Here is a 20706-nt window from a genome sequence, read left to right on the forward strand (position 1 = left end):
GGAACCGTGCGAAGGCTGAACTTTCTGCTGCGTCCGGGCTGGTTGGTGCTGGCCGTCGTCGTCGCCGGCTTCGCCTACATGTGCTTCACCGTGCTCGCCCCCTGGCAGCTCGGCAAGAACACCGACACCGAGCAGCGCAACCGGCTGATCGAGGAGTCGAGCAACGCCGAGCCGGTGCCGGTCGAGTCGATCCTGCCGACGTCGGGACCGCTGGCCGCAGGCGATGAGTGGCGCCAGGTGACCGCGACGGGCAGCTACCTGCCGGGCAGCGACGTCCTGATCCGGCTGCGCTCGATCGAGGGTGCACCCGCCTACGAGGTGCTCACCCCGCTGCGGCTGACCGACGGCCGGGTCGTCCTGATCAACCGCGGCTACGTCCGCCCCGAGCAGGGCGCGGTGCCGCCGTCGTTCGAGCCCGCGCCCACCGAACCGGTGACGGTCACCGCGCGGGCCCGGGTCTCCGAGGGCACCGTGCCGGGCAAGGATCCGATCCGGGAGAACGGCTACGAGCAGGTGTACTTCACCGACGCGGGCCAGATCGGGTCCGTGCTCGGCCTCGAGGTGGCTGACGCCTACTTCCAGCTCGCCCCCGACCAGCCGGGCGTGCTGACCCCGATCCCGCTTCCCCAGCTCGACGCGGGCCCGTACCTCTCGTACGGGCTGCAGTGGCTGGCGTTCGGGATCATGGCCCCGCTCGGCCTGGCCTACTTCGCGCGCGCCGAGATCCGGGAACGTCGCCGCTCGCGTGCGACGAACCCCGCCACGGCCCCGACCGCGACGGCCCCGACCGCCGAGGCGCCGATCGCCGAACCTGCCGCGACGACCGAGGACATCACGCTGCCGCGGCGCCGGTTCGGTCGCTCACAGCCCGCCGAGCCCGCGGCGTTGACCGCGACGGAAGCGAAGCTCGCCGATCGCTACGGCAAGCGCCGCTGACCCCAGCGCGGCACCGATCTGCACCGCGGACGAGAGCCGCGCCACCCGCCGCAGGTCCGCGGTCGCCGGCGGCGGACCGTCGCCGAGGGTGGGCCGCTCCTCCACCCCGTGCGGGTACTCGGTGCGGCCGCCGAGCCGCACCCCGAGCGCCCCGGCCATCGAGGCCTCGGCGACGCCGGCGTTCGGGCTCGGGTGAGCCGCTGCGTCCCGCCGCCACGCCGCCACAGCCGCCAGGGGTGAGCCGCCGACGACCGGCGCGGTGAGCACGGCCAGCAGACCCGTCGCGCGGGCGGGTGCGAGATTCACCAGGTCGTCCAGCCGGGCCGCCGCCCAGCCGAAGCGCAGGTACCTCTCGGAGCGGTAGCCGATCATCGCGTCGAGGGTGTTGATCGCCCGGTAGCCCAGCGCCCCCGGCGCCCCGGCGACCGCCGCCCAGACGAGCGGTCCGACGGTGGCGTCGGAGGTGTTCTCAGCGACCGATTCGACCGTGGCCCTGGTCAGTCCCGCGGCATCGAGGGACTCCGGGTCGCGCCCGCACAGCGACGGGATGAGCGCGCGGGCCGCCCCGAGATCGCCGCCCTCCACCCTGGCGGCCATGTCGGCGCCGACCCGGGTCAGGGAGGTGCCGCCGAGGGCGGTCCAGGTCGCGGCCGCGGTGACCGCGGTCTCCCCCGCCCAGCCCAGCCGCCGCGCGGATCGGGCCGCGGCGAACGACCCGGCGACGACGACACCGACGAGCAGCCCGGTGTGCGCGACGCCCGCGGCCCGGCCGTCACGGTGGCTGCGTCGTTCGAGTGCCCCGGCGACCCGCCCGAAGCCTGCGACCGGATGCCACCGCACCGGGTCACCGAACGCCCTGTCCGCTGCGAATCCGAGCAGGATCCCGGCCGCCCGCGCCGCCCCGCGACCGTTGTTGCTCACGACGGTATTTCTACCAACCGCACCTGCTGCCGATCACCGTCGACCCCGGCGGGGTCATACCTGGGCATGACGCGCGGGCGACGAGAATCGGGCCCCGGTCCGATGACCGGGACCCCGCTCGTCCGCGACGGTGGAGCCATGAGCCTCCCGACCCCGCCACCCGTCCTGTCCGTGCACGCGCTCGGTAAGTCCTTCGGCGAGACCCACGTGCTCCGCGACGTCAGCCTGGAGATCCATGCGGGCACCGCGACCGCGATCATGGGTCCGTCTGGGTCGGGCAAGTCGACCCTGCTGCACTGCATGTCGGGGATCGTCGCGCCGGACTCGGGCGCCGTGCTGCTCGGCGGGCAGCACATCCAGAACCTCGGCGAGAACGACCGCAGCCGGCTCCGGCGCGAGGCCTTCGGCTTCGTCTTCCAGTCCGGGCAGCTGCTGCCGGAGCTGCCTGCGATCGAGAACGTCGCGCTGCCGCTGATCCTGAACGGCGCCTCGATCCGCGACGCGAAGGCCGCCGCGAATGCCTTCTTCGCCCCACTCGGGCTGGACGGCCTGCAGGACCGCCGACCGGGCCAGATGTCCGGCGGGCAGTCGCAGCGGGTTGCGGTCGCCCGCGCGCTGGCGACCAGGCCCGCCGTGCTGTTCGCCGACGAGCCGACCGGCGCCCTGGACGCGCAGACGAGCTGGGAGGTGATGCGACTGCTGCGTGAGTCGGCGCGGCAGATCGGATCCGCCCTCGTCGTGGTCACGCACGATCTGGAGGTGGCCCGCTGGTGTGACCGCACCCTGGTGATGCAGGCCGGTTCCCTCGTCGCGACGCGGGTGGCGGCATGAGCGCCACCGTCCGCGTCGCCCTGCTGACGGTGCGGGGCGAGGGCCGAAAGGCGTTGAGCACCTATGCCCTTCCTGCCGCCGCCTTCGCCGCCTCCACCGCGCTGCTGCTCACCGTGCTCGGCGGGTACGGCGCGTTCGCGGACCGCGCAGGCGAACCGGCGGCGCAGACATACCTGTCCCTCGCGGGTGTGGCCTCTGTTCTCATGGTGGTTCCTGCCGTCACCCTCGGACTGGCCGCCGCTCGGCTGGGTGCGCGCCGCCGGGACGAGCGCCTAGCCGCACTCCGGCTGATCGGCGTCACGCCGCGTCAGGTCGTCGCCCTGTGCTCGGCCGAATCGGGCGCGCAGGGCTTGGCCGGCGCACTGATCGGGGTCATCGGGTACCTGGCCGCGCTACCACTGGTGGCGCAGTTGCGGTTTCAGGGGCGCACCTTCGACATCGCCGAACTCTGGGTCGGCTCGCTGCCGCTGGTCGCGGTGGTGTTCGCGATGACCGTGCTGGCGGCGCTCACCTCGATGCTCGGCATGCGTCAGGTGTTCGTCAGCCCGCTCGGGGTGGCGCAGGGCGACGCGCGGCAGGCACCGAAGGCGCTCATCGCGATCGGCGCGGTCGCGGTGCTGATCGGGTGGACCGCCGTCGGCGGCGCCGCGCCCGGCATCGCGGCGATCCTGGTCGGCCTCGCCGTCTGCTTCGGCATGGTCGCCCTGATCGGACCCTTCGTCATCACGCTGCTGGGCCGGATCATGCTCGCCCGATCGAGGGACGCCGCGTCGCTGATCGCCGCGCGTCGGGTGCTCGACAACCCGAAGTCCGTGTGGCGCACCGTCAGCGGCGTCACCATGGCCAGCTTCGTGGCGGCCGGGACCTCGTTGCTCGCCGCGATCGGCAATGGGGAGGGCCAGGACCTCGGGCCAGGCGAGGAGTTCATCTTCGCGGACATGCGCACCGGCGTGCTGTTCACCCTCGGCGCGACGTTCACGCTCGCCGCCATTTCCTCGGCGCTCACCCAGGTCTCCGCGATCTTGGACAACCGGCAGCTCTATCGCTCCCTCGCATTGGCCGGCACCCCGACCGAAGTGATGGACGCGGCGCGGCTGCGGCAGGTCCGCACCCCGGTGGTGGCGATGGCGTTGGCCGGCGCTGGCGGCGCGCTGCTGTTCCTGTTCCCGCTCGCCGGTGCCGTCGTCCTCACCACCCCGATGGCGCTGGTCCAGCTCGGCGTCACGCTGGCCGCGGGCATCGCCCTGGTGCTGGCCAGCGTGTTCGTGGCTCGTCCGGTGATGCGCCGGGTGCTCGCAGATTAGGCTCTGACCGATGAACGCCCCTGCGCCCCGGCGGAAGTGGATCCTCGCCCTGGGCGCGGGGGCCGTCCTCGCGCTGGGCGTGGCATTGCTGGCGGCGAACCGGTGGACGGCCACCGAGCCCGTCGCGCCGGTCGACCCGCGAGCGATGACCGTCGAGTACGTGTACGACGGCGACACGGTGCGGGCGCGGGACGCCGACGGGGAGCTGACGATCCGGGTGCTGGGCATCGACACCCCAGAGACCGTGAAAGCGGGCCACACCGTGGGCTGCTGGGGACCCGAGTCCACCGCCTACGCCCGCGTCGCGCTCGACGGCGTCGCCGTGCGGGTCTCGATCGATCCCCGGCTGGATGCGGTCGACGACTACGGCCGCACTCTGGCCTACCTCACGCTGCCCGACGGCTCCGACTACGGGATCGGCGCCGTCCGAGCCGGGATGGCCAAGGCCTACACCTACGGCCGCGGCACCGGCCGGCTGACCGAGGACATCGCGCGGGCCGAGGGCGAGGCCAGGTCCACGAGGGCGGGCCTGTGGGGCCCACCTTGTCGCGGGCTGACGGATTCGGTCCCGCTGGAAGGTAATTGACCCGGACCGTCAGCCGCTGCGGCGGATCCGGGCGAGGGCGCCCGCTGCGATGACGAACCACAGCAGTCCGAGCGCGATGGTCGCGCCGACGCTCTCCAGCCGGGCCGCCGCCAGCCCGAGCCCGAAGGCCAGCACCGCGAGCCCGACCAGCGTCAGCACCGCTCCCGTCTTCATCGGTCCAGGGTACGTCGGCGAACGGTCAGGGGTCGGGGATGTGGGTGACGCCCGTTCCGTCTGGTAGTCATTGCGGGCACACATCCCAAAGGAGTATCGCCACCTATGACGAACCCCGGCCCCCCTCCCGGCTGGTATCCCGATCCCGAGCCGAACGGGGCCATGGAATCCCAGCGGTACTGGAACGGCGACGAATGGACCTTCACAACGCGCCCCGTGCCGCCGGATTCGACCGCCACCACCCTCTTGCCCGTCATCCCGGCCGAGCCGATGCCCGAGCCGGAGCCAGCCCCGAGGAAGAGATCGAAGACCGTCCCGCTGCTGGTGGCCGGCGCCGCGGCGGTGGGCTTGCTCGCCATCGGCGCTGGCGTCATGGGCTCGTCGGCAAGCGAACCCGCCTCCTCCACGACCACCTCGAGGACCGTCCCCACGACGACGGCGGCACGCCAAACTATGACCGCGCCCGCGACCACGACTGTCCGCACCCCGGCGGCGTCCGCGCCGGTGAAGCCGGTACCGCTGGCCGAGCTCCCGGCGACGACGTATGACCTCCCGGCGCCCGTCACCGCTCCGGCACCCGCCTACGTTCCGGCACCTCCGTCTGAGCAGGTACCCGCGCCGCCGACTGCGATCACGAAGCCGCAGCCGCTCGTGGAGGCGCCCTCCCCGTCGGGCAAATTCTCATCATGCGATGACGCGATCGCGGCCGGAGCGGCGCCGATGTACAAGGGCGATCCCGGCTACAGCCCCAAGCTGGACCGGGACAAGGACGGCATCGCCTGCGACAAGTAGGCCCGGCCCGTCGGGTGGCGGTGTTCGCGTCGGTCGGACGTTATCGAAGCGATCCGACCGCGCACACCGGGGTCGCGGCCGTGGGGCAAACCCACGTCGGGACGCCCTCGATCGCGCGGGCCCTCAGGGGGTGGCCATTCGGGTGGTACGGGCACGGCGGCCAGTTGGTGGGTGCGCCCTTCGACCAGGCCTCCTCGATCGCGATGTCCTGTGCGTCGTCGGTGGCCTTCACGATTCGATCGATCGGCGGGTCCGCGAGCACGACGTACACCCCGGCACCCCCGCCCCCAGACTCACGAAGGTGAGCGATCGCGGTCTCAGGCGAGTGCTCCATGTCCGCCTCGTGGAGTTCAAAAGTCCAGCCCCCGGCGACCAGAAGATCGCGTAGCACCAGGGCAAAAGCCTCCGTCAGTACCGAATTCACCATCCGAGGACCCTCCCACAGGGTGGAGCTACACCGGCAGGTCGCGCACCCGCCGCGCCGGGTTCCCGGCGTACAGGCCGTTCGGCGCGCAGTCCTTGGTCACGACCGCCCCCGCGCCGATCATGCAGCCCGATCCGATGGTGACGCCAGGAAGGACGATCGCCCTCGCGCCGATCCAGCAGCCGTCCCCGACGACGATCGGCAGGTCGTAGACGCGCCCACCGCGCCCGTCCGCGGGGCCCATCTCGTGGGTGCTGGTGATGAACGCGACCTGGTGCCCGACCGCGACCTGCCTGCCCAGCGTGATCGGCGCGGTGCCGTCGAAGAACACGCCCCGGTTCACGAAGGTGCCCAGGCCCAGCCGAATGTCCTTGCCACCGAAGTGACATCCCGCGTAGATCCCGGATCCCCACACCTTGGCCCCGCCGGCGAGCAGCAGCAGGATGCGCAGCCACACCGGGACGAGCCGCCAGGACTGGATGATGTTGATCAGACGCACACCACCGACCCTAGTGCCCTGCGATATTTCACACCCGGACACAAAAAGGCGAGTGTCCACGGCTCGGAAGTGGGTCCAACCCGGTCACGTGGTGGCAGGATTCACGAGTCAGATCCGTCGGGAATGGAGATGCGTTGTGGCCGCAATGAAGGTGAAGACCGCGCGGAAGCGATTGAAGAAGCTGATCAGGAAGGTGAACGACGACGCCGCGGCGATCGAAATCGTCGGCAAGCACGGGCAGAAGGCCGTCCTGATCTCGGTGTCGCAGTACAAGGCCCTCAGCGAGACCTCCTACCTGCTTCGTTCGCCGGACCTGCTCGAGAGCCTCCGCCGGGCGGGCGCCCGCGACCAGCTCCTCGACGACAAGCGGGCGGAACGCACCGACCAGATCGCGTGATCGACCGGCGGCGGCGAAATGGGCAGGGGCCCGGGGGCTTCGACGACCGAGTCGAGTGATCTGCGCCACTCCGCGCCGTGGGTAACCTTTAGGTGTGTTCACGAGATACGCGCGATGCGCCGCTGAGGAAAAGAACCGCGGGCGCACCCTCACGTTTTCTCCGACACCGTGAACAAACGATTCGGCATCGGCCGGAATCGCCCGATGCCCCGGCCCGAGCCGCGATACTCCGCTTCCACCTCGCGCCGACCATGGCCCGCGCTTCCGCGCGACACCCCGAGGCCTGCCGACGTCGCGCCGTACGCTCCGCCTCCCCCACCTGGAGCCCCGGCCTGGCCGCCGCCGGACCCGAGATCGACACCCCCGGTCCCGCCGACCCCGAGCCTCCCCGACACCACAGCGCCCCCGTCCCCAAGGCCCGCCTGGTGGCGGTGGACGAAGTGGATTGCGGTCGGATTCGTCGTGTGGCTCGTCGTGACTCCCGTGATCTACCGCGTGTGGACGCCTCCTCGCACGACGTTCATGCTGACCGACAGCGCGCCGGGCGAGACGGTCTTCCAGGAGGTCTCACTCGACCACATCAGCAGGCACTACATCGCGGCCGTGCTCGCCCACGAAGACGCCGAGCTGGGCACGCGGATGGGCCCGTTCCGCATGGGCGACTTCATCGATCGGACCGAGACCTACCTCGAGACCGGTGACGATCTCTCCGGCTCGACCATCCCCCAGCAGCTGGTGAAGAACATGTTCCTCATCCGAGGCGAGTGGGTCGGGACCCGAGTCTTCCGCAAGGGAGTCGAGGCCGTGTTGTCCTGGCCGTTCAACCTCATGGGCGACAAGCGGCAGCTCGAGCTGTACCTGAACTACGCCCAGTTCGGGCCGAACCTGTACGGCGTCTGCTCCGCCAGCTGGTACTACTTCAACCGCCCGCCATGGGAGGGCAACCCTTGGGATGCAGCGACTTTGGCCGGACTCCTGCCGCTCGGTGAAGATGCCAGGCGTGCGCCGGGTGGAGGCGTCGACGTCGAGAGCGACGGCACCTGGCTGGTGGCCAGCACGGTCGCCAACGCCCGGAACAAGTTGCCGCAGCGAACCGAGGAGATGGGCGGCTGGGAGGGGGCGGTCGCCACGGTGGGCATCACAGACTCGGCAGGCGACCACGATCCGCTCGGCGACCCGAAGAGCTGCTCCGCGATGCCCCAAGCCGTGGCCGATCGGCTCGCAGCCGAGGGTGCCTGGACGGGTCCGCAGTACGGCGGCTGACACACGCGTCGACCGCATTGGGCGAATTGCCGACTTTCCCGACCGTCACATCATGAGGCCGTTAACGTGTCCTGGTTCACTCCAAATACCCACCAGGAGAACCACAGTGCGTAGATCCGCAGGAATCCTCGGCGCCACCATCGTCGCCGTCGGCCTCACCATCGGCACCGCCGGCGTCGCCAGCGCGCTCCCGGTGAGCATTCCCGGCACCACCAGCCACTCCTATGTGGCGGGCGTCGACGTGGAGCCGGGGTCGTACTACTCCCGCATGACGGAGAGCACGCGCTGGACCTGCAAGGTCGTCATGACCCCCGACGGCGACAATCCGCCGAGCCACAGCACTGACTTCACGTACCAGATCGTCGATCTGAAGGTCGGCGACCGGCTCGACTCCGTCGGTTGCACCACCTGGCATCGGCAGGGGAACCCCCTCGGCTCGGCAGGGTCGACGGACTTCGGTTCCCTCAGTGTGTTCGGCCTGGACGAATTCATCTTCGGCCACCTCCCATTGGGTTCCTGACCAACCGGCTCGGTTCCGACGTCGCCTGAGCAAAAAGTCCCCCGCCTCGTCGAGGCGGGGGACTTCTTCGATGTCCGGCAGCGAGATTGACGACTCGCCTGCGCGAACTGCGGTGGGCGCGGAGGGTTTCGAACCCCCGACCGCTGGTGTGTAAAAGCGCCCGAGTTCGTCCCGCCCCGTCCGGCGGCGTCCTCTCTCGTGCAGGTCAGCGGCCTAATTTGTCCTTATACGTCCAGGCGATTCGGGTTAGTACGTGCGCGTCTTGGGACACTCGTGGGACACGGTGTGGGACTCTCGAACTCGACACACAGACACTTCCTCAGGAGGCCGCGTCTTCGTCCTTGTCGGCCTGGCGGCCAGGGATCACGCGCGTCGTAACACGCCGTTCGCCGGTCGGTGTCTCCGTCGCGACGACCAGAACGCTCCCATCGCCGAACTCGGCCAAACCGGCAGCGTAGCCCGTGCGTTGGAACTCTCCTGCCTTCTGGGCTTGGAGCTCCCGATGCGTCAGCGGGATCTCTGCGACCACGACATCGGCCGGGCCGGTGACCTCGATCCGCTCAATGCGCCGGAGGTTAGGGCCAGTCGGCTCCTCGGCTTGAAGGAAGATGTCGTGCGGCTTACCGGTCTCGGGATCCAACAGGTGCGGCGACTCCGTGCCGACCGTGAAGGACTTCTCGTCACCCAGCGCGTCCCTGAATGCATCGTTGTCTACGTTGAGCTTCTGGACCATCGCGTTTGCCAAGCTCTGCGCGAGCGCCACCGCCGTACCGTCCGCTCGGAAGATCGCCATGGTGGGAAACGCAAGCACGGTTTCCGCCGGACTGTCGTCCGTGCCCTCTACCCAGAACCGTGACTCGGCTGCCGTAAGTGCGAATGTCTTCATGCATAGCGCGTCGAGCTTGCCTACGATCTCGGATCCGAAAGCGCCAGGCTCAAGCTCACCCGGAACTACGGTTGTAATACCGAAGCTCTTCGCCTTCGTGATGGCCGACTTGGAAAACCCGGAGGACGATGCGAGCACCAAGACATTGGTGGGCAGCCGTTGATGCTTGCTGTTCATCTCCTCGACCCAACCCACAGACTGCTTCCTTTTGTGGTCCCTGCACTCGATGCTGATGATCACTGGATACCCCGCTGTGGTGGTCTCGATGCAGGTGTCAACCTCTCGTTCCTCGCCCGAGACCAGATCCTTCAGCATCTTCGACTCTGTGATTACTGCGTCACCACTCAAGTGGGAGTGAATGATCGCAACCATCTCTTGAAATTCGTTCGTCCGCTTCGGCACCTCGTGGAACTTACCGGCGCGGTACGCCAAATTATCGATGTCCGCTAATCCGGCGAAACATGTTCGCGCCCGGCACAGCCCGAGCAGCGGCGCGGCGTGTCCGAGCGCACCGTGACCACGATGCTCGTGCAACACTCCGCGGCGCTGGAGGACGCGGTCGAGCAGGGGCTACTAACCCGCAACGTCGCGCGGCTAGTCGAGCGACCCAAGGTCACCGCCGCGGAGATGCAGACGTGGACCCGCGAGCAGGTCGCGGCCTTTCGTCGGCACGTGCGCGGAGACCGTCTCTATGCGTGCTGGCTGCTTAGCTTGTGCGGGCTGCGACGATCCGAGGTGCTGGGCATGGCGTGGGAGTCGATCGACCTCGATGCCGGGACTGTCGCCGTCGTCCAGGGCCGCGTGGCCGTGAACTCCAGCGAGACCGCGATCGGTGACCCCAAGTCGGCGCGCTCCCGTCGGGTGCTGCCGATCCCGCCGGACGTCGCCGCCGCCCTGCGTGCGTTCAAGGTCGCGCAGGCGTCCGAGCGTCTGGCGCTCGGCTCGGGCTACCCGGATACCGGGCTGGTCGCCGTGCACGAGGACGGGCTGCCGATCCGGCACGAGTGGTACGGCGACGAGTTCAAGCGTCAGGCCAAGGCCGCGGGCGTCCCGGTGATCCGGCTGCACGACGCCCGGCACACCGCCGCTAGCATCATGCTCGACGCGGGTAACTCGGTCTAGGCCACCGCGAAATGGCTCGCCACGATCCGGCGATGACGCTCCGCCACGTGTACGACGAGACGCTCAAGTCGGCGGGCGCGGCGCTGTTCGGCGACGCCGACGAGGCCACCGGATAGCGGAGTTTCTCCGTCCCGTTGGGACATTCTTGGGACACGGGGTCACTGTCCGCGATCCGAGCCGATCGACTGTAAGTCGCTGACCTGCACGAACATTGGTGGGCGCGGAGGGTTTCGAACCCCCGACCGCTGGTGTGTAAAACCAGAGCTCTACCACTGAGCTACACGCCCGAAATCCGGCGGTCAACCGCCGGATCGCACTCAGGAATCTAGCGCGGCGAGCGCATTCTCCCAAGCTGCCTGGTCACGGGCCTCTCCGGGGCCGTTCATCTCGGCGAACCGGATGTGTCCCGCCTTGTCCACGACGAAGGTTCCGCGGTTGGCGAAACCCGCCTTGTCGTTGAACACGTCGTAGGCCTGGGCCACCGCACCGTGCGGCCAGAAGTCCGACAGCAGCGGGAAGGTGTATCCCTGCTCCGCCGCCCAGATCTTGTGCGTGGGCGGCGGACCGACGGATACCGCGAGCACCGCGGCGTCGTCGTTCTCGAACTTCGGCAGCCCGTCCCTGACCTTGCAGAGCTCACCCTGGCAGGTGCCGGTGAAGGCGAGCGGGTAGAACACGATCAGGACGTTCTTCTTGCCCCGATAGTCCGAGAGCGAGACTTCCTGATTGTTCTGGTCCTTGAGGGTGAAATCGGGAGCGATCGCACCGACGTCGAGAGGCATGGGATTTCCTTCGGAAGTAGTGCGATCAGCGCTTGGCCGGGCGGGCCTTCGGCTGCACCAGCCGACTGCCGCTCCAAGAGCCGAGGTTCGCCGCCGAGGTCTGCGTCAGACCCGCCGTCGGCGCCGATTCGGCGATCTCGCTGGGCTCGACATGGCCAGGCTGTCCGGTCTTGGGGCTGAGCACCCACACGAAACCCTCGTCGGCCAGGGGGCCGATCGCGTCCATGAGTGCGTCGACAAGGTCACCGTCGCCGTCCCGCCACCACAGCAGGACCACGTCGATCACCTCATCTGAATCCTCGTCGAGGAGCTCCCCACCGATGGTCTCCTCCACCGATACCCGCAGGGCATCGTCGGTGTCCTCGTCCCAACCCAGTTCCTGAACAACCATGTCATTGGTGATGCCGAGTTTCTGGGCATAGTTCTGGGCGTCCGCCGCGGCGACCACGGTGGTGTCCTCCTTTTGTTGTCGGGGCTGAAGACCCTCCAGCACCCGGTCCGTATGGATCAGTAGTGAAAGCGAACAGGGTGAACGGCTCTCGCGCAAGCCGACGCCACCGAAAACACGCACAAAGATTTTCTGACGTACCAGATTGTGACTCGCCTTCGCCCCTCTCTGGGCGATACGGCAGGATTGACGTGGATCACCATCACGCGAACAGCGGGCCGCCGTCACACAGGCGGTTCGCATGGATTGGACGCCGCACCGAGCGCCCTCCCCGATGAAGGAGTCATACGTTGTCCGAGCCCACCCAGGACCAGTTTTCGCCACCGCAGCAGCCCGCACCCAGCGGCGACGGTCGCGTTCGCGTGATTCGTGAGGGGGTGGCCTCATATCTTCCCGACATCGATCCGGACGAGACCGGTGAGTGGCTGGACAGCTTCGACGGCCTGCTGCAACGCTCGGGGCCTGCGCGCGCCCGCTACCTGATGCTGCGCCTGCTCGAGCGCGCCGGCGAGAACCACGTGTCCATCCCCGCGCTGACCTCCACCGACTACGTGAACACCATCCCGACCGAGAACGAGCCGTGGTTCCCCGGCGACGAGGAGGTCGAGCGCCGCTACCGCGCCTGGATCCGCTGGAACGCCGCGGTCATGGTGCACCGCGCGCAGCGCCCCGGCGTCGGCGTCGGCGGGCACATCTCCACCTACGCCTCCTCGGCCGCGCTCTATGAGGTCGGGTTCAACCACTTCTTCCGCGGCAAGGACCACCCCGGCGGCGGCGACCACATCTTCATCCAGGGCCACGCCTCCCCCGGCATCTACGCCCGCGCCTTCCTCGAGGGCCGGATCCCGGCCGAGCAGATGGACGGCTTCCGGCAGGAGCACTCGCATGCCGACGCGGGCGGCGGACTGCCCTCGTACCCGCACCCGCGGCTGCTGCCCGACTTCTGGGAGTTCCCCACGGTGTCCATGGGCCTCGGCCCGATGAACGCCATCTACCAGGCCCGGTTCAACCACTACCTGCACGATCGCGGCATCAAGGACACCGCCGACCAGCACGTGTGGGCCTTCCTCGGCGACGGCGAGATGGACGAGCCGGAGTCGCGGGGCCTGGCGCACGTCGCCGCAACCGAGGGACTCGACAACCTCACGTTCGTCGTCAACTGCAACCTCCAGCGCCTGGACGGCCCGGTCCGCGGCAACGGCAAGATCATCCAGGAGTTGGAGTCGTTCTTCCGCGGCGCGGGCTGGAACGTCATCAAGGTCGTCTGGGGCCGTGAGTGGGACTCGCTGCTGCACGCCGACAAGGACGGCGCCCTGGTCAACCTGATGAACGTCACCCCCGACGGCGACTACCAGACCTACAAGGCCAATGATGGCGGCTACGTGCGCGACCACTTCTTCGGCCGCGACCCGCGCACCAAGGAACTGGTCAAGGACCTGTCCGACCAGGAGATCTGGAACCTCAAGCGCGGCGGCCACGACTACCGCAAGGTGCACGCGGCGTACGCGGCGGCGATGGCTCACAAGGGCCAGCCGACGGTCATCCTGGCGCACACCATCAAGGGCTACACGCTCGGCAAGCACTTCGAGGGCCGCAACGCGACCCACCAGATGAAGAAGCTGACGCTGGACGACCTGAAGGCGTTCCGCGACATGCAGCACATCCCGATCTCCGATGCGGAGCTGGAGAAGGACCCGTACCTACCGCCGTACTACCACCCCGGCGCGGACGCCCCCGAGATCCAGTACATGCTGGCCCGGCGCAAGGCGCTCGGTGGATTCCTGCCGTCGCGCAACACGGACGTCGCTCCCCTGCCCCAGCCCGCTGACTCGACCTACGACTCCCTGCGCAAGGGATCGGGCAAGCAGGAGATCGCCACCACGATGGCGCTCGTGCGGGTGCTCAAGGAGCTGCTGCGCGACAAGGAGATCGGCAAGCGGATCGTGCCGATCATCCCGGACGAGGCCCGCACCTTCGGCATGGACTCCTGGTTCCCGTCGCTGAAGATCTACAACCGCAACGGCCAGCTGTACACCTCGGTCGACGCCGACCTGATGCTCGCCTACAAGGAGAGCTCCATCGGCCAGATCCTGCACGAGGGGATCAACGAGGCCGGCTCGACCGCCTCGTTCACCGCGGTCGGCACCTCCTACGCCACCCACGGCGAGCCGATGATCCCGCTGTACATCTTCTACTCGATGTTCGGCTTCCAGCGGACCGGCGACGGGCTGTGGGCGGCGGCCGACCAGATGGCCCGCGGTTTCGTGCTCGGCGCGACGGCAGGCCGGACCACGCTGACCGGCGAGGGACTCCAGCATGCTGACGGCCACTCGCTGCTGCTGGCGTCGACAAACCCGGCCGCGGTGACCTACGACCCGGCGTTCTCGTACGAGATCGCGCACATCGTCAAGGACGGCCTGCGCCGGATGTACGGCGGCACGCCCGGCGTGGATGGCTTCGGTGGGGAGAACATCTTCTACTACCTGACCATCTACAACGAGCCGTACGTCCAGCCCGCCGAGCCGGAGAACCTCGACGTCGAGGGCCTCCTCAAGGGCATCTACCGCTACAGCAGGAGCGAGGGCACCGGTCCGCGAGCCCAGATCCTGGTCTCCGGCGTCGCGATGCCGGAGGGCCTGCGCGCCCAGGAGCTGCTCGCCGCCGACTGGGGCGTGGCGGCCGATGTGTGGTCGGTGACGTCGTGGGGCGAGCTGCGCCGCGACGGCGTCGAGTGCGAGCGGCAGGCGCTGCGGAACCCCCAGACCACCGCCGCGGTGCCGTACGTCACCACCGCCCTTGCCGGCGCGGAGGGCCCGTTCGTGGCTGCCTCGGACTGGATGCGCGCGGTCCCGGACCAGATCAGGCAGTGGGTGCCCGGCGCGTACACGACCCTCGGCACCGACGGGTTCGGCTTCTCCGACACCAGGACCGCGGCCAGGCGCTACTTCAACGTGGACGCCGAGTCGATCGTGGTGGCCGTGCTGGCCGGTCTCGCCAAGGAGGGCAAGGTCGAGCACAACACCCCCGCCGCTGCCGCCCGCCAGTACCGGATCGACGACGTGCTGGCGGCGCCGAAGTCGCTGAAGGATCCCGGCAGCGCCTGACGGTTATCTGTGCACGAACGCTTATAGACACCTGACAAATCAGGCGCCCGGGGAGCACGGAAATCGTGCCCCTGGGCGCCTGAAGTCTCGTTGGGCGTAAGTTTCGGGACTATGGGCGAGCAGGAACCCCCGATGGACGGCCCCGCCGACGACGTTGCACCGGCGGCGGCCGTGCCGGCTTTCGTACGTCAGCGACAGCCCCGCGATCCCCTACCCGACGCGTTGCTGCGCCGGGTCAAGCAGTTCTCCGGCCGGCTTTCCACCGAGGCGATCACCTCGATGCAGGACCAGCTCCCGTTCGTCAGCGACCTCGACGCGGCCCAGCGGGCGAGCGTGCAACTACTCGTGCAGACCGCGGTGGTCAACTTCCTCGAATGGCTCAAGGACCCCGAGGGCGACATCCGCTTCAGCATGGAGGCCTTTCAGGTCATCCCCCAGGACCTGGCCCGCCGATTGACCCTGCGCCAGACCGTCGACATGGTGCGGGTGGCCATGGAGTTCTTCGAGCAGTGGCTGCCGGCGCTGGCCAGGAACGACCAGCAGCTCGTGGCGCTCACGGAGGCGGTGCTGCGCTACGGCCGCGAGCTCGGGTTCGCCGCCGCCTCGGTCTATGCGAGCGCCGCCGAGTCCCGCGGCGCCTGGGACACCCGACTGGAGGCCCTCGTCGTCGACGCGGTGGTCCGCGGCGACACCGGCTCCGACATGCTTTCCCGCGCAGCGACGCTCAACTGGGACGCCACCGCCCCCGCGACCGTTCTCGTCGGCACGCCGCCGCCGGACCAGGGTGTGTCGGTGGTGAGCACCGTGCACGCGATCGCCCAGAAGAACGGGCGGGCCGCGCTCGCCGTCGTGCAGGGATCCCGCCTGGTGATGGTCGTCAGCGGGGACATGCAGGACCCGCACGGCGACCAGTTCATGGTGGACCTGCTGACCAACTTCTCCGACGGGCCGGTGGTGATCGGGCCGACCACCCGCACCCTGAGCGCCGCGCACTTCAGCGCGGTGGAGGCGCTCGCCGGGATGGAGGCGGTCGCCGGTTGGCGCGGCGCCCCGCGGCCGGTCCATGCGGGCGAATTGCTACCCGAGAGGGCCCTGCTCGGCGACCGGGCGGCCCTCGATCTGCTCATCGATGCGCTCGTGCGGCCACTGGCCACCTCGGGCTCGGCATTGACCGACACCCTCGAGACCTACCTCGATTGCGGCGCCGCCGTTGAGACCTGCGCGCGCAAACTGTTCGTCCACCCCAATACTGTCCGGTATCGACTCAAACGGATCAGCGAGATCACCGGGCGCGATCCCATGAACCCGCGAGATGCCTACGTCTTGAGAGTCGCGTCAACGGTGGGCCGACTGACTCAAGCCGGTCACGAAACAACCCGTTCCGTCACTCCAGTCACATTCTTCACAAACCGTGCAATCGACTTGTAACGTTCTGCCGCCCTCGTCCGATGCCGGTTCCCCACATGCGATTTTGTGGGAACCCTCCAAAACACTTGTCCAAGGTTGATGGTCAAAAACATCACCCACATGCCGGTGGACAGTGTTCTCTTAGTCTTGTGATTTCGTTGCTCGCCCCGGGTCAGGGCTCCCAAACCCCCGGCATGCTCAGCCCATGGCTGGAGCTGCCGGGCACTGCAGACCGCATTTCGATCTGGTCGAAGGCCTCCGGCCTCGACCTCGAACGCCTCGGCACCACCGCCACGGCCGACGAGATCACCGACACCGCGGTCACCCAACCGCTGGTGGTCGCGGCCGCGCTGCTCGCCTTCGAGGAGCTCGACCGCCGCGGGCTGGTTCCCGCCGACGTGATCGCCGCTGGCCACTCGGTCGGCGAGCTGGCCGCGGCCGCCATCGCCGGGGTGATCTCCTCCGATGACGCCGTCGCGCTCGCCGCGATCCGCGGCTCCGAAATGGCGAAGGCCTGCGCGCTGGAGCCGACCGGGATGTCGGCGGTGCTCGGCGGCGACGAGGAGGTCGTCCTCGCTCGTCTCGCCGAACTCGGCCTCGAGGCCGCGAACCGGAACGCAGCCGGACAGATCGTGGCAGCGGGCCTGCTCAGCGCGCTGGAGGAGCTCGCCGCCACACCGCCGGAGAAGGCCCGCGTCCGGGCGCTGCCCGTCGCAGGCGCGTTCCACACCGCGTTCATGGCGCCCGCGCAGGAAGCCGTCACCGAGGCCGCATCCCGAATCAGCCCCTCAGATCCGACGCGCACTCTATTGTCCAATTCCGACGGCCGGCCGGTCACCTCCGGCGCGGACGCACTGGCCAAGCTGGCCGCCCAGGTGACCAGGCCTGTGCGCTGGGATCTGTGCACCGAATCGCTGCGCGCGGCTCAGGTCACCGCGATCGCCGAACTTCCCCCGGCCGGCACCCTGGTGGGTATCGCCAAGCGGGAGATGCGTGGCACCCCCACGCTGGCACTCAAGACGCCGGGTGACATTCCGGCCCTGTCCGAGCTCACCGGGCTCGGATGAGGCCGGCCGCGACCGCGCGGCACCAGTTCCTCACACACAAACGTTGACCGGTCTGCCGACCGGTCAAGGCGAGACCCAAGTAACAACAAACAAGAAGGGAGCCACCCAGTGGCCACCAAGCAGGAAGACATCATCGCCGGACTCGCGGAGATCATCGAGGAGGTCACCGGCATTGAGCCGTCCGAGGTGACCATCGAGAAGTCCTTCGTCGACGACCTCGACATCGACTCGCTGTCCATGGTCGAGATCGCCGTGCAGACCGAGGACAAGTACGGCGTGAAGATCCCCGACGAGGATCTCGCCAGCCTGCGCACCGTCGGCGACGCCGTCAGCTACATCCAGAAGCTCGAGGCCGAGGGCGGCGACGCCGCTGACGCCGTCAAGGCGAAGCTCGACTCCGCGAACGGGGAGTGAGCGGGCCCGTGACCTCCACCAGGAACTTCCCCAACGTCGTCGTCACGAGCCTTGCGGCATCGACGTCGATCGCTGGTGACGTGGATGCCACGTGGAAGGGCCTGCTCGCAGGCGAGAGCGGGATCGACGTCCTCGAAGATCCGTTCATCGCGGAGTACGACCTTCCCGTCCGCATCGGCGGGCACCTGAAGGTGAGCCCCGACGATGCACTCTCCCGCGTCGAGATCCGGCGGATGAGCTTCGTGGAGCGCCTCGCTCTCGTGCTCGGCCGCCAGGTGTGGCAGAACGCGGGCAGCCCCGAGGTGGACAAGGACCGGCTCGGCGTGGTCCTCGGCACCGGACTCGGGGGCGGCGAGGCACTGATCGACGCCGTCGACAAGATCAAGACCCAGGGATACCGGAAGGTGTCGCCGTTCTCTGTGCAGATGGTGATGCCGAACGGTCCCGCCGCGGTCGTCGGGCTCGAGCTCGGCGCCCGCGCAGGCGTGATCACTCCCGTCTCGGCGTGTTCGTCGGGTTCGGAAGCGATCGCGCACGCGTACCGGATGCTCATCATGGGTGACGCCGACATCGTCGTCACCGGTGGAGTCGAGGGCCAGATCGACCCCGTGCCGATCGCGAGCTTCGCGATGATGCGGGCGTTGAGTACGCGGAACGACGATCCGAGGGCCGCCTCGCGTCCCTTCGACAAGGACCGCGACGGCTTCGTCTTCGGTGAGGCCGGAGCGCTGATGGTGCTCGAGACCGAGGAGCACGCCAAGGCTCGCGGGGCCACCATCCACGCACGCCTGATGGGCGCGGGCATCACCTCGGACGGCTACCACATCGTGGCGCCGCATCCCGAGGGCACGGGCGCGGCCCGCGCGATGGCACGGGCGATCCAGACCGCAGGTCTGGCGAAGTCCGACATCACCCACGTGAACGCGCACGCCACGGCGACGCCGATCGGGGATACGGCCGAGGCACTGGCCATCAAGGCCGCGGTCGGTGGCCACGCGGCGGTGTACGCACCGAAGTCCGCGCTCGGGCACTCCATCGGCGCCGTGGGTGCGCTCGAAGCGGTGCTCACGGTCCTGTCTGTGCGTGACGGAGTCATTCCGCCCACGCTCAATCTCGACAACCAGGATCCAGAGATCGATCTCGATGTCGTGAAGGGTGAACCCCGTTACGGCCAGATCGATTTCGCACTCAACAATTCATTTGGATTCGGTGGGCACAATGTCGCGCTCGCCTTCGGCCGAGCCTGACCGGTCGGACTAGCTCGACGGGTGGGGGCCTCGAACCCCGAGGCCCCCACCCCGACTAACCGCCCGCAGGCGGCCTGTACAAGGAGGACAAGCGATGACCATCTTGGCCCCGATCACCAGATCCGATGCTCAGCTCGATCCCCGCGACCCGATGGCGCGACTCGAGAACCTCTTCGACGCCGGGACCGCCGTCCCCCTGCACGATCGTGACAAGTCCGGTGTGCTCGCCGCTGCCGGCGAGATCGACGGAGTTCGCACGATCGCCTACTGCTCCGACGCGACCGTCATGGGCGGCGCGATGGGCGTCGAGGGCTGCAAGCACATCGTGAACGCGATCAACACCGCGATCGAGGAGCAGTCCCCGATCGTCGGCGTGTGGCACTCCGGCGGCGCGCGGCTCGCGGAGGGCGTCGAGGCCCTGCACGCCGTTGGCCTCGTGTTCGAGGCGATGGTGCGCGCATCCGGCCTGGTCCCGCAGATCTCCGTCGTCCTCGGCTTCGCCGCGGGCGGAGCCGCTTACGGCCCCGCGCTCACGGACATCGTGATCATGGCGCCCGAGGGACGGGTCTTCGTGACCGGCCCCGACGTGGTCCGTTCGGTCACCGGCGAGCAGGTCGACATGGAGTCCCTCGGCGGCCCCGACACCCACACCAAGAAGTCGGGCGTCGCGCACATCGCGGCCACCGACGAACAGGACGCCCTTGGCCGCGCCCGCCGCCTGGTGTCGATGTTCTGCGACCAGGGCGCCTTCGACCAGGCCGCAGCCGAACACGGCGACACCGACCTGCGCGCGCTGATGCCGGAGTCGGCCAAGCGCGCCTACGACGTGCGCCCGATCGTGCACGAACTGCTCGACAACGTCGAGGGCGAGTCGACCCTTGAGGAGCTCCAGGGCAACTACGCCCGCAACATCGTCACCGGTCTCGGCCGGCTGGGCGGTCGCACCGTCGGGGTGATCGCCAACAACCCGCTGCGCCTCGGCGGCTGCCTCAACTCGGAGAGCGCCGAGAAGGCCGCGCGCTTCGTCCGGCTCTGCAACGCGTTCGGCATCCCGCTGGTCGTGATCGTCGACGTCCCCGGGTACCTGCCCGGCGTGAGCATGGAGTGGGAGGGCGTCGTTCGTCGCGGCGCCAAGCTGCTGCACGCGTTCGCCGAGGCCACCGTCCCCCGGGTGACCGTGGTGACCCGGAAGATCTACGGCGGCGCGTACATCGCCATGAACTCGCGCGCACTCGGCGCCACCGCGGTTTACGCGTGGCCCGACGCCGAGGTCGCCGTGATGGGCGCGAAGGCCGCCGTCGGCATCCTGCACAAGCGGGCGCTTGCCGCGGCCCCGGAGGAGGAGCGTGAGGCACTGCACGATCGTCTCGCCGCCGAGCACGAGGCGATCGCGGGCGGCGTCGGCCGCGCGATGTCGATCGGCGTCGTCGACGAGCTGATCGACCCCGCCAAGACCCGCAGCCGGGTCACCGCCGCACTCGCCGCGGCCCCGGCGAACCGTGGACAGCACAAGAACATCCCGCTCTGATCTGATCGCACGAGGAAGGCCCCCCGACCGAGGTCGGGGGGCCTTCGTTGCTGA

At 69.0% G+C, this 20706-nt stretch carries 22 protein-coding genes and 1 tRNA gene; 15 read left to right on the plus strand and 8 right to left on the minus strand.

Features of this window, described 5'->3' with window-relative positions; genetic code table 11:
- Positions 1–6: 6 nt before the first annotated feature.
- Positions 7–936 carry an SURF1 family protein gene (locus tag ACFXMV_RS11185; RefSeq protein WP_378498818.1) on the plus strand — a complete coding sequence of 310 codons (930 nt, stop codon included), beginning with the start codon at positions 7–9 and terminating at the stop codon, positions 934–936.
- On the opposite strand, the gene ACFXMV_RS11190 is transcribed toward ACFXMV_RS11185, so the two are convergent.
- Complete coding sequence (locus ACFXMV_RS11190; protein ID WP_378498817.1) at positions 862–1857, minus strand: cobalamin biosynthesis protein; 996 nt, start codon at positions 1855–1857, stop codon at positions 862–864. The two genes, ACFXMV_RS11185 and ACFXMV_RS11190, sit on opposite strands and share 75 nt — an antisense overlap.
- Positions 1858–1995: 138 nt before the next feature.
- Here ACFXMV_RS11190 and ACFXMV_RS11195 point away from each other — a divergent pair, with 138 nt between their 5' ends.
- From ACFXMV_RS11195 to ACFXMV_RS11205, 3 genes are read left to right on the plus strand one after another with little or no spacing between them, the layout of a single operon-like run.
- Positions 1996–2688 (plus strand): ABC transporter ATP-binding protein, encoded by a 693-nt coding sequence (locus ACFXMV_RS11195; RefSeq protein WP_378498816.1) that lies wholly within the window; start codon positions 1996–1998, stop codon positions 2686–2688.
- Positions 2685–3992 carry an FtsX-like permease family protein gene (locus ACFXMV_RS11200; RefSeq protein WP_378498815.1) on the plus strand — a complete coding sequence of 436 codons (1308 nt, stop codon included), beginning with the start codon at positions 2685–2687 and terminating at the stop codon, positions 3990–3992. The genes ACFXMV_RS11195 and ACFXMV_RS11200 overlap by 4 nt, the downstream gene beginning before the upstream one ends.
- Positions 3993–4002: 10 nt before the next feature.
- Positions 4003–4578, plus strand: a complete 576-nt coding sequence (locus ACFXMV_RS11205) for a thermonuclease family protein (protein WP_378498814.1) — start codon at positions 4003–4005, stop codon at positions 4576–4578.
- Positions 4579–4587: 9 nt separating this feature from the next.
- Here ACFXMV_RS11205 and ACFXMV_RS11210 read toward each other — a convergent pair whose 3' ends face one another.
- Positions 4588–4752, minus strand: coding sequence for a hypothetical protein (locus ACFXMV_RS11210; RefSeq protein WP_378498813.1), 165 nt, complete (start codon positions 4750–4752; stop codon positions 4588–4590).
- A 105-nt stretch (positions 4753–4857) separates the two neighbouring features.
- Between ACFXMV_RS11210 and ACFXMV_RS11215 the strand changes: the two genes are divergently transcribed.
- Entirely contained in the window at positions 4858–5544 is a 687-nt protein-coding gene (locus tag ACFXMV_RS11215; RefSeq protein WP_378498812.1) for an excalibur calcium-binding domain-containing protein, read from the plus strand.
- 40 nt (positions 5545–5584) lie between these two features.
- Here ACFXMV_RS11215 and ACFXMV_RS11220 read toward each other — a convergent pair whose 3' ends face one another.
- Together ACFXMV_RS11220 and ACFXMV_RS11225 are read right to left on the minus strand one after the other, a co-directional pair.
- Complete coding sequence (locus ACFXMV_RS11220) at positions 5585–5971, minus strand: hypothetical protein (RefSeq protein WP_378498811.1); 387 nt, start codon at positions 5969–5971, stop codon at positions 5585–5587.
- 25 nt (positions 5972–5996) lie between these two features.
- Entirely contained in the window at positions 5997–6467 is a 471-nt protein-coding gene (locus ACFXMV_RS11225) for an acyltransferase (RefSeq protein WP_378498810.1), read from the minus strand.
- A 145-nt stretch (positions 6468–6612) separates the two neighbouring features.
- Here ACFXMV_RS11225 and ACFXMV_RS11230 point away from each other — a divergent pair, with 145 nt between their 5' ends.
- The 3 genes from ACFXMV_RS11230 (at position 6613) to ACFXMV_RS11240 (ending at position 8647) form a co-directional block, all read left to right on the plus strand.
- Positions 6613–6864: a type II toxin-antitoxin system Phd/YefM family antitoxin gene (locus ACFXMV_RS11230; RefSeq protein ID WP_378498828.1), complete on the plus strand. Its 252-nt coding sequence runs from the start codon at positions 6613–6615 to the stop codon at positions 6862–6864.
- 462 nt (positions 6865–7326) lie between these two features.
- Positions 7327–8127, plus strand: coding sequence for a biosynthetic peptidoglycan transglycosylase (locus ACFXMV_RS11235; protein ID WP_378503003.1), 801 nt, complete (start codon positions 7327–7329; stop codon positions 8125–8127).
- 106 nt (positions 8128–8233) lie between these two features.
- Entirely contained in the window at positions 8234–8647 is a 414-nt protein-coding gene (locus tag ACFXMV_RS11240) for a hypothetical protein (RefSeq protein WP_378503004.1), read from the plus strand.
- Positions 8648–8966: 319 nt separating this feature from the next.
- Here ACFXMV_RS11240 and ACFXMV_RS11245 read toward each other — a convergent pair whose 3' ends face one another.
- Positions 8967–10070 (minus strand): hypothetical protein, encoded by a 1104-nt coding sequence (locus ACFXMV_RS11245; RefSeq protein WP_378502017.1) that lies wholly within the window; start codon positions 10068–10070, stop codon positions 8967–8969.
- Between ACFXMV_RS11245 and ACFXMV_RS11250 the strand changes: the two genes are divergently transcribed.
- A complete protein-coding gene (locus tag ACFXMV_RS11250; RefSeq protein ID WP_378502016.1) occupies positions 10056–10655 on the plus strand; it encodes a tyrosine-type recombinase/integrase in 600 nt (199 codons plus the stop codon). The two genes, ACFXMV_RS11245 and ACFXMV_RS11250, sit on opposite strands and share 15 nt — an antisense overlap.
- A 212-nt stretch (positions 10656–10867) precedes the next feature.
- Here the strand turns inward: ACFXMV_RS11250 and ACFXMV_RS11255 are convergent.
- From ACFXMV_RS11255 to ACFXMV_RS11265, 3 genes are all read right to left on the minus strand, one after another.
- Positions 10868–10942 (minus strand) — tRNA-Val (locus ACFXMV_RS11255).
- Positions 10943–10972: 30 nt separating this feature from the next.
- Complete coding sequence (locus ACFXMV_RS11260; RefSeq protein ID WP_378502015.1) at positions 10973–11437, minus strand: peroxiredoxin; 465 nt, start codon at positions 11435–11437, stop codon at positions 10973–10975.
- A gap of 25 nt (positions 11438–11462) precedes the next feature.
- Positions 11463–11885, minus strand: coding sequence for a DUF3052 domain-containing protein (locus ACFXMV_RS11265; protein WP_378503005.1), 423 nt, complete (start codon positions 11883–11885; stop codon positions 11463–11465).
- Positions 11886–12175: 290 nt separating this feature from the next.
- Between ACFXMV_RS11265 and aceE the strand changes: the two genes are divergently transcribed.
- The 6 genes from aceE (at position 12176) to ACFXMV_RS11295 (ending at position 20652) form a co-directional block, all read left to right on the plus strand.
- Positions 12176–14989, plus strand: coding sequence for a pyruvate dehydrogenase (acetyl-transferring), homodimeric type (aceE, locus tag ACFXMV_RS11270; protein WP_378500677.1), 2814 nt, complete (start codon positions 12176–12178; stop codon positions 14987–14989).
- 132 nt (positions 14990–15121) lie between these two features.
- Positions 15122–16417, plus strand: coding sequence for a PucR family transcriptional regulator (locus ACFXMV_RS11275; protein ID WP_378500676.1), 1296 nt, complete (start codon positions 15122–15124; stop codon positions 16415–16417).
- A 128-nt stretch (positions 16418–16545) separates the two neighbouring features.
- Positions 16546–17463 carry an ACP S-malonyltransferase gene (locus ACFXMV_RS11280; RefSeq protein WP_378500675.1) on the plus strand — a complete coding sequence of 306 codons (918 nt, stop codon included), beginning with the start codon at positions 16546–16548 and terminating at the stop codon, positions 17461–17463.
- Positions 17464–17571: 108 nt separating this feature from the next.
- Positions 17572–17877 carry a meromycolate extension acyl carrier protein AcpM gene (gene acpM, locus ACFXMV_RS11285; protein ID WP_378500674.1) on the plus strand — a complete coding sequence of 102 codons (306 nt, stop codon included), beginning with the start codon at positions 17572–17574 and terminating at the stop codon, positions 17875–17877.
- Between the two features lie 8 nt (positions 17878–17885).
- Positions 17886–19124, plus strand: a complete 1239-nt coding sequence (locus tag ACFXMV_RS11290) for a KasA/KasB family beta-ketoacyl-ACP synthase (protein WP_378503006.1) — start codon at positions 17886–17888, stop codon at positions 19122–19124.
- A gap of 94 nt (positions 19125–19218) precedes the next feature.
- Positions 19219–20652: an acyl-CoA carboxylase subunit beta gene (locus ACFXMV_RS11295; RefSeq protein ID WP_378503007.1), complete on the plus strand. Its 1434-nt coding sequence runs from the start codon at positions 19219–19221 to the stop codon at positions 20650–20652.
- Positions 20653–20706: the final 54 nt, after the last annotated feature.

Source organism: Rhodococcus sp. NPDC059179 (genome assembly GCF_042754885.1).
In the GTDB taxonomy this organism is placed as follows: domain Bacteria; phylum Actinomycetota; class Actinomycetes; order Mycobacteriales; family Mycobacteriaceae; genus Rhodococcus_G.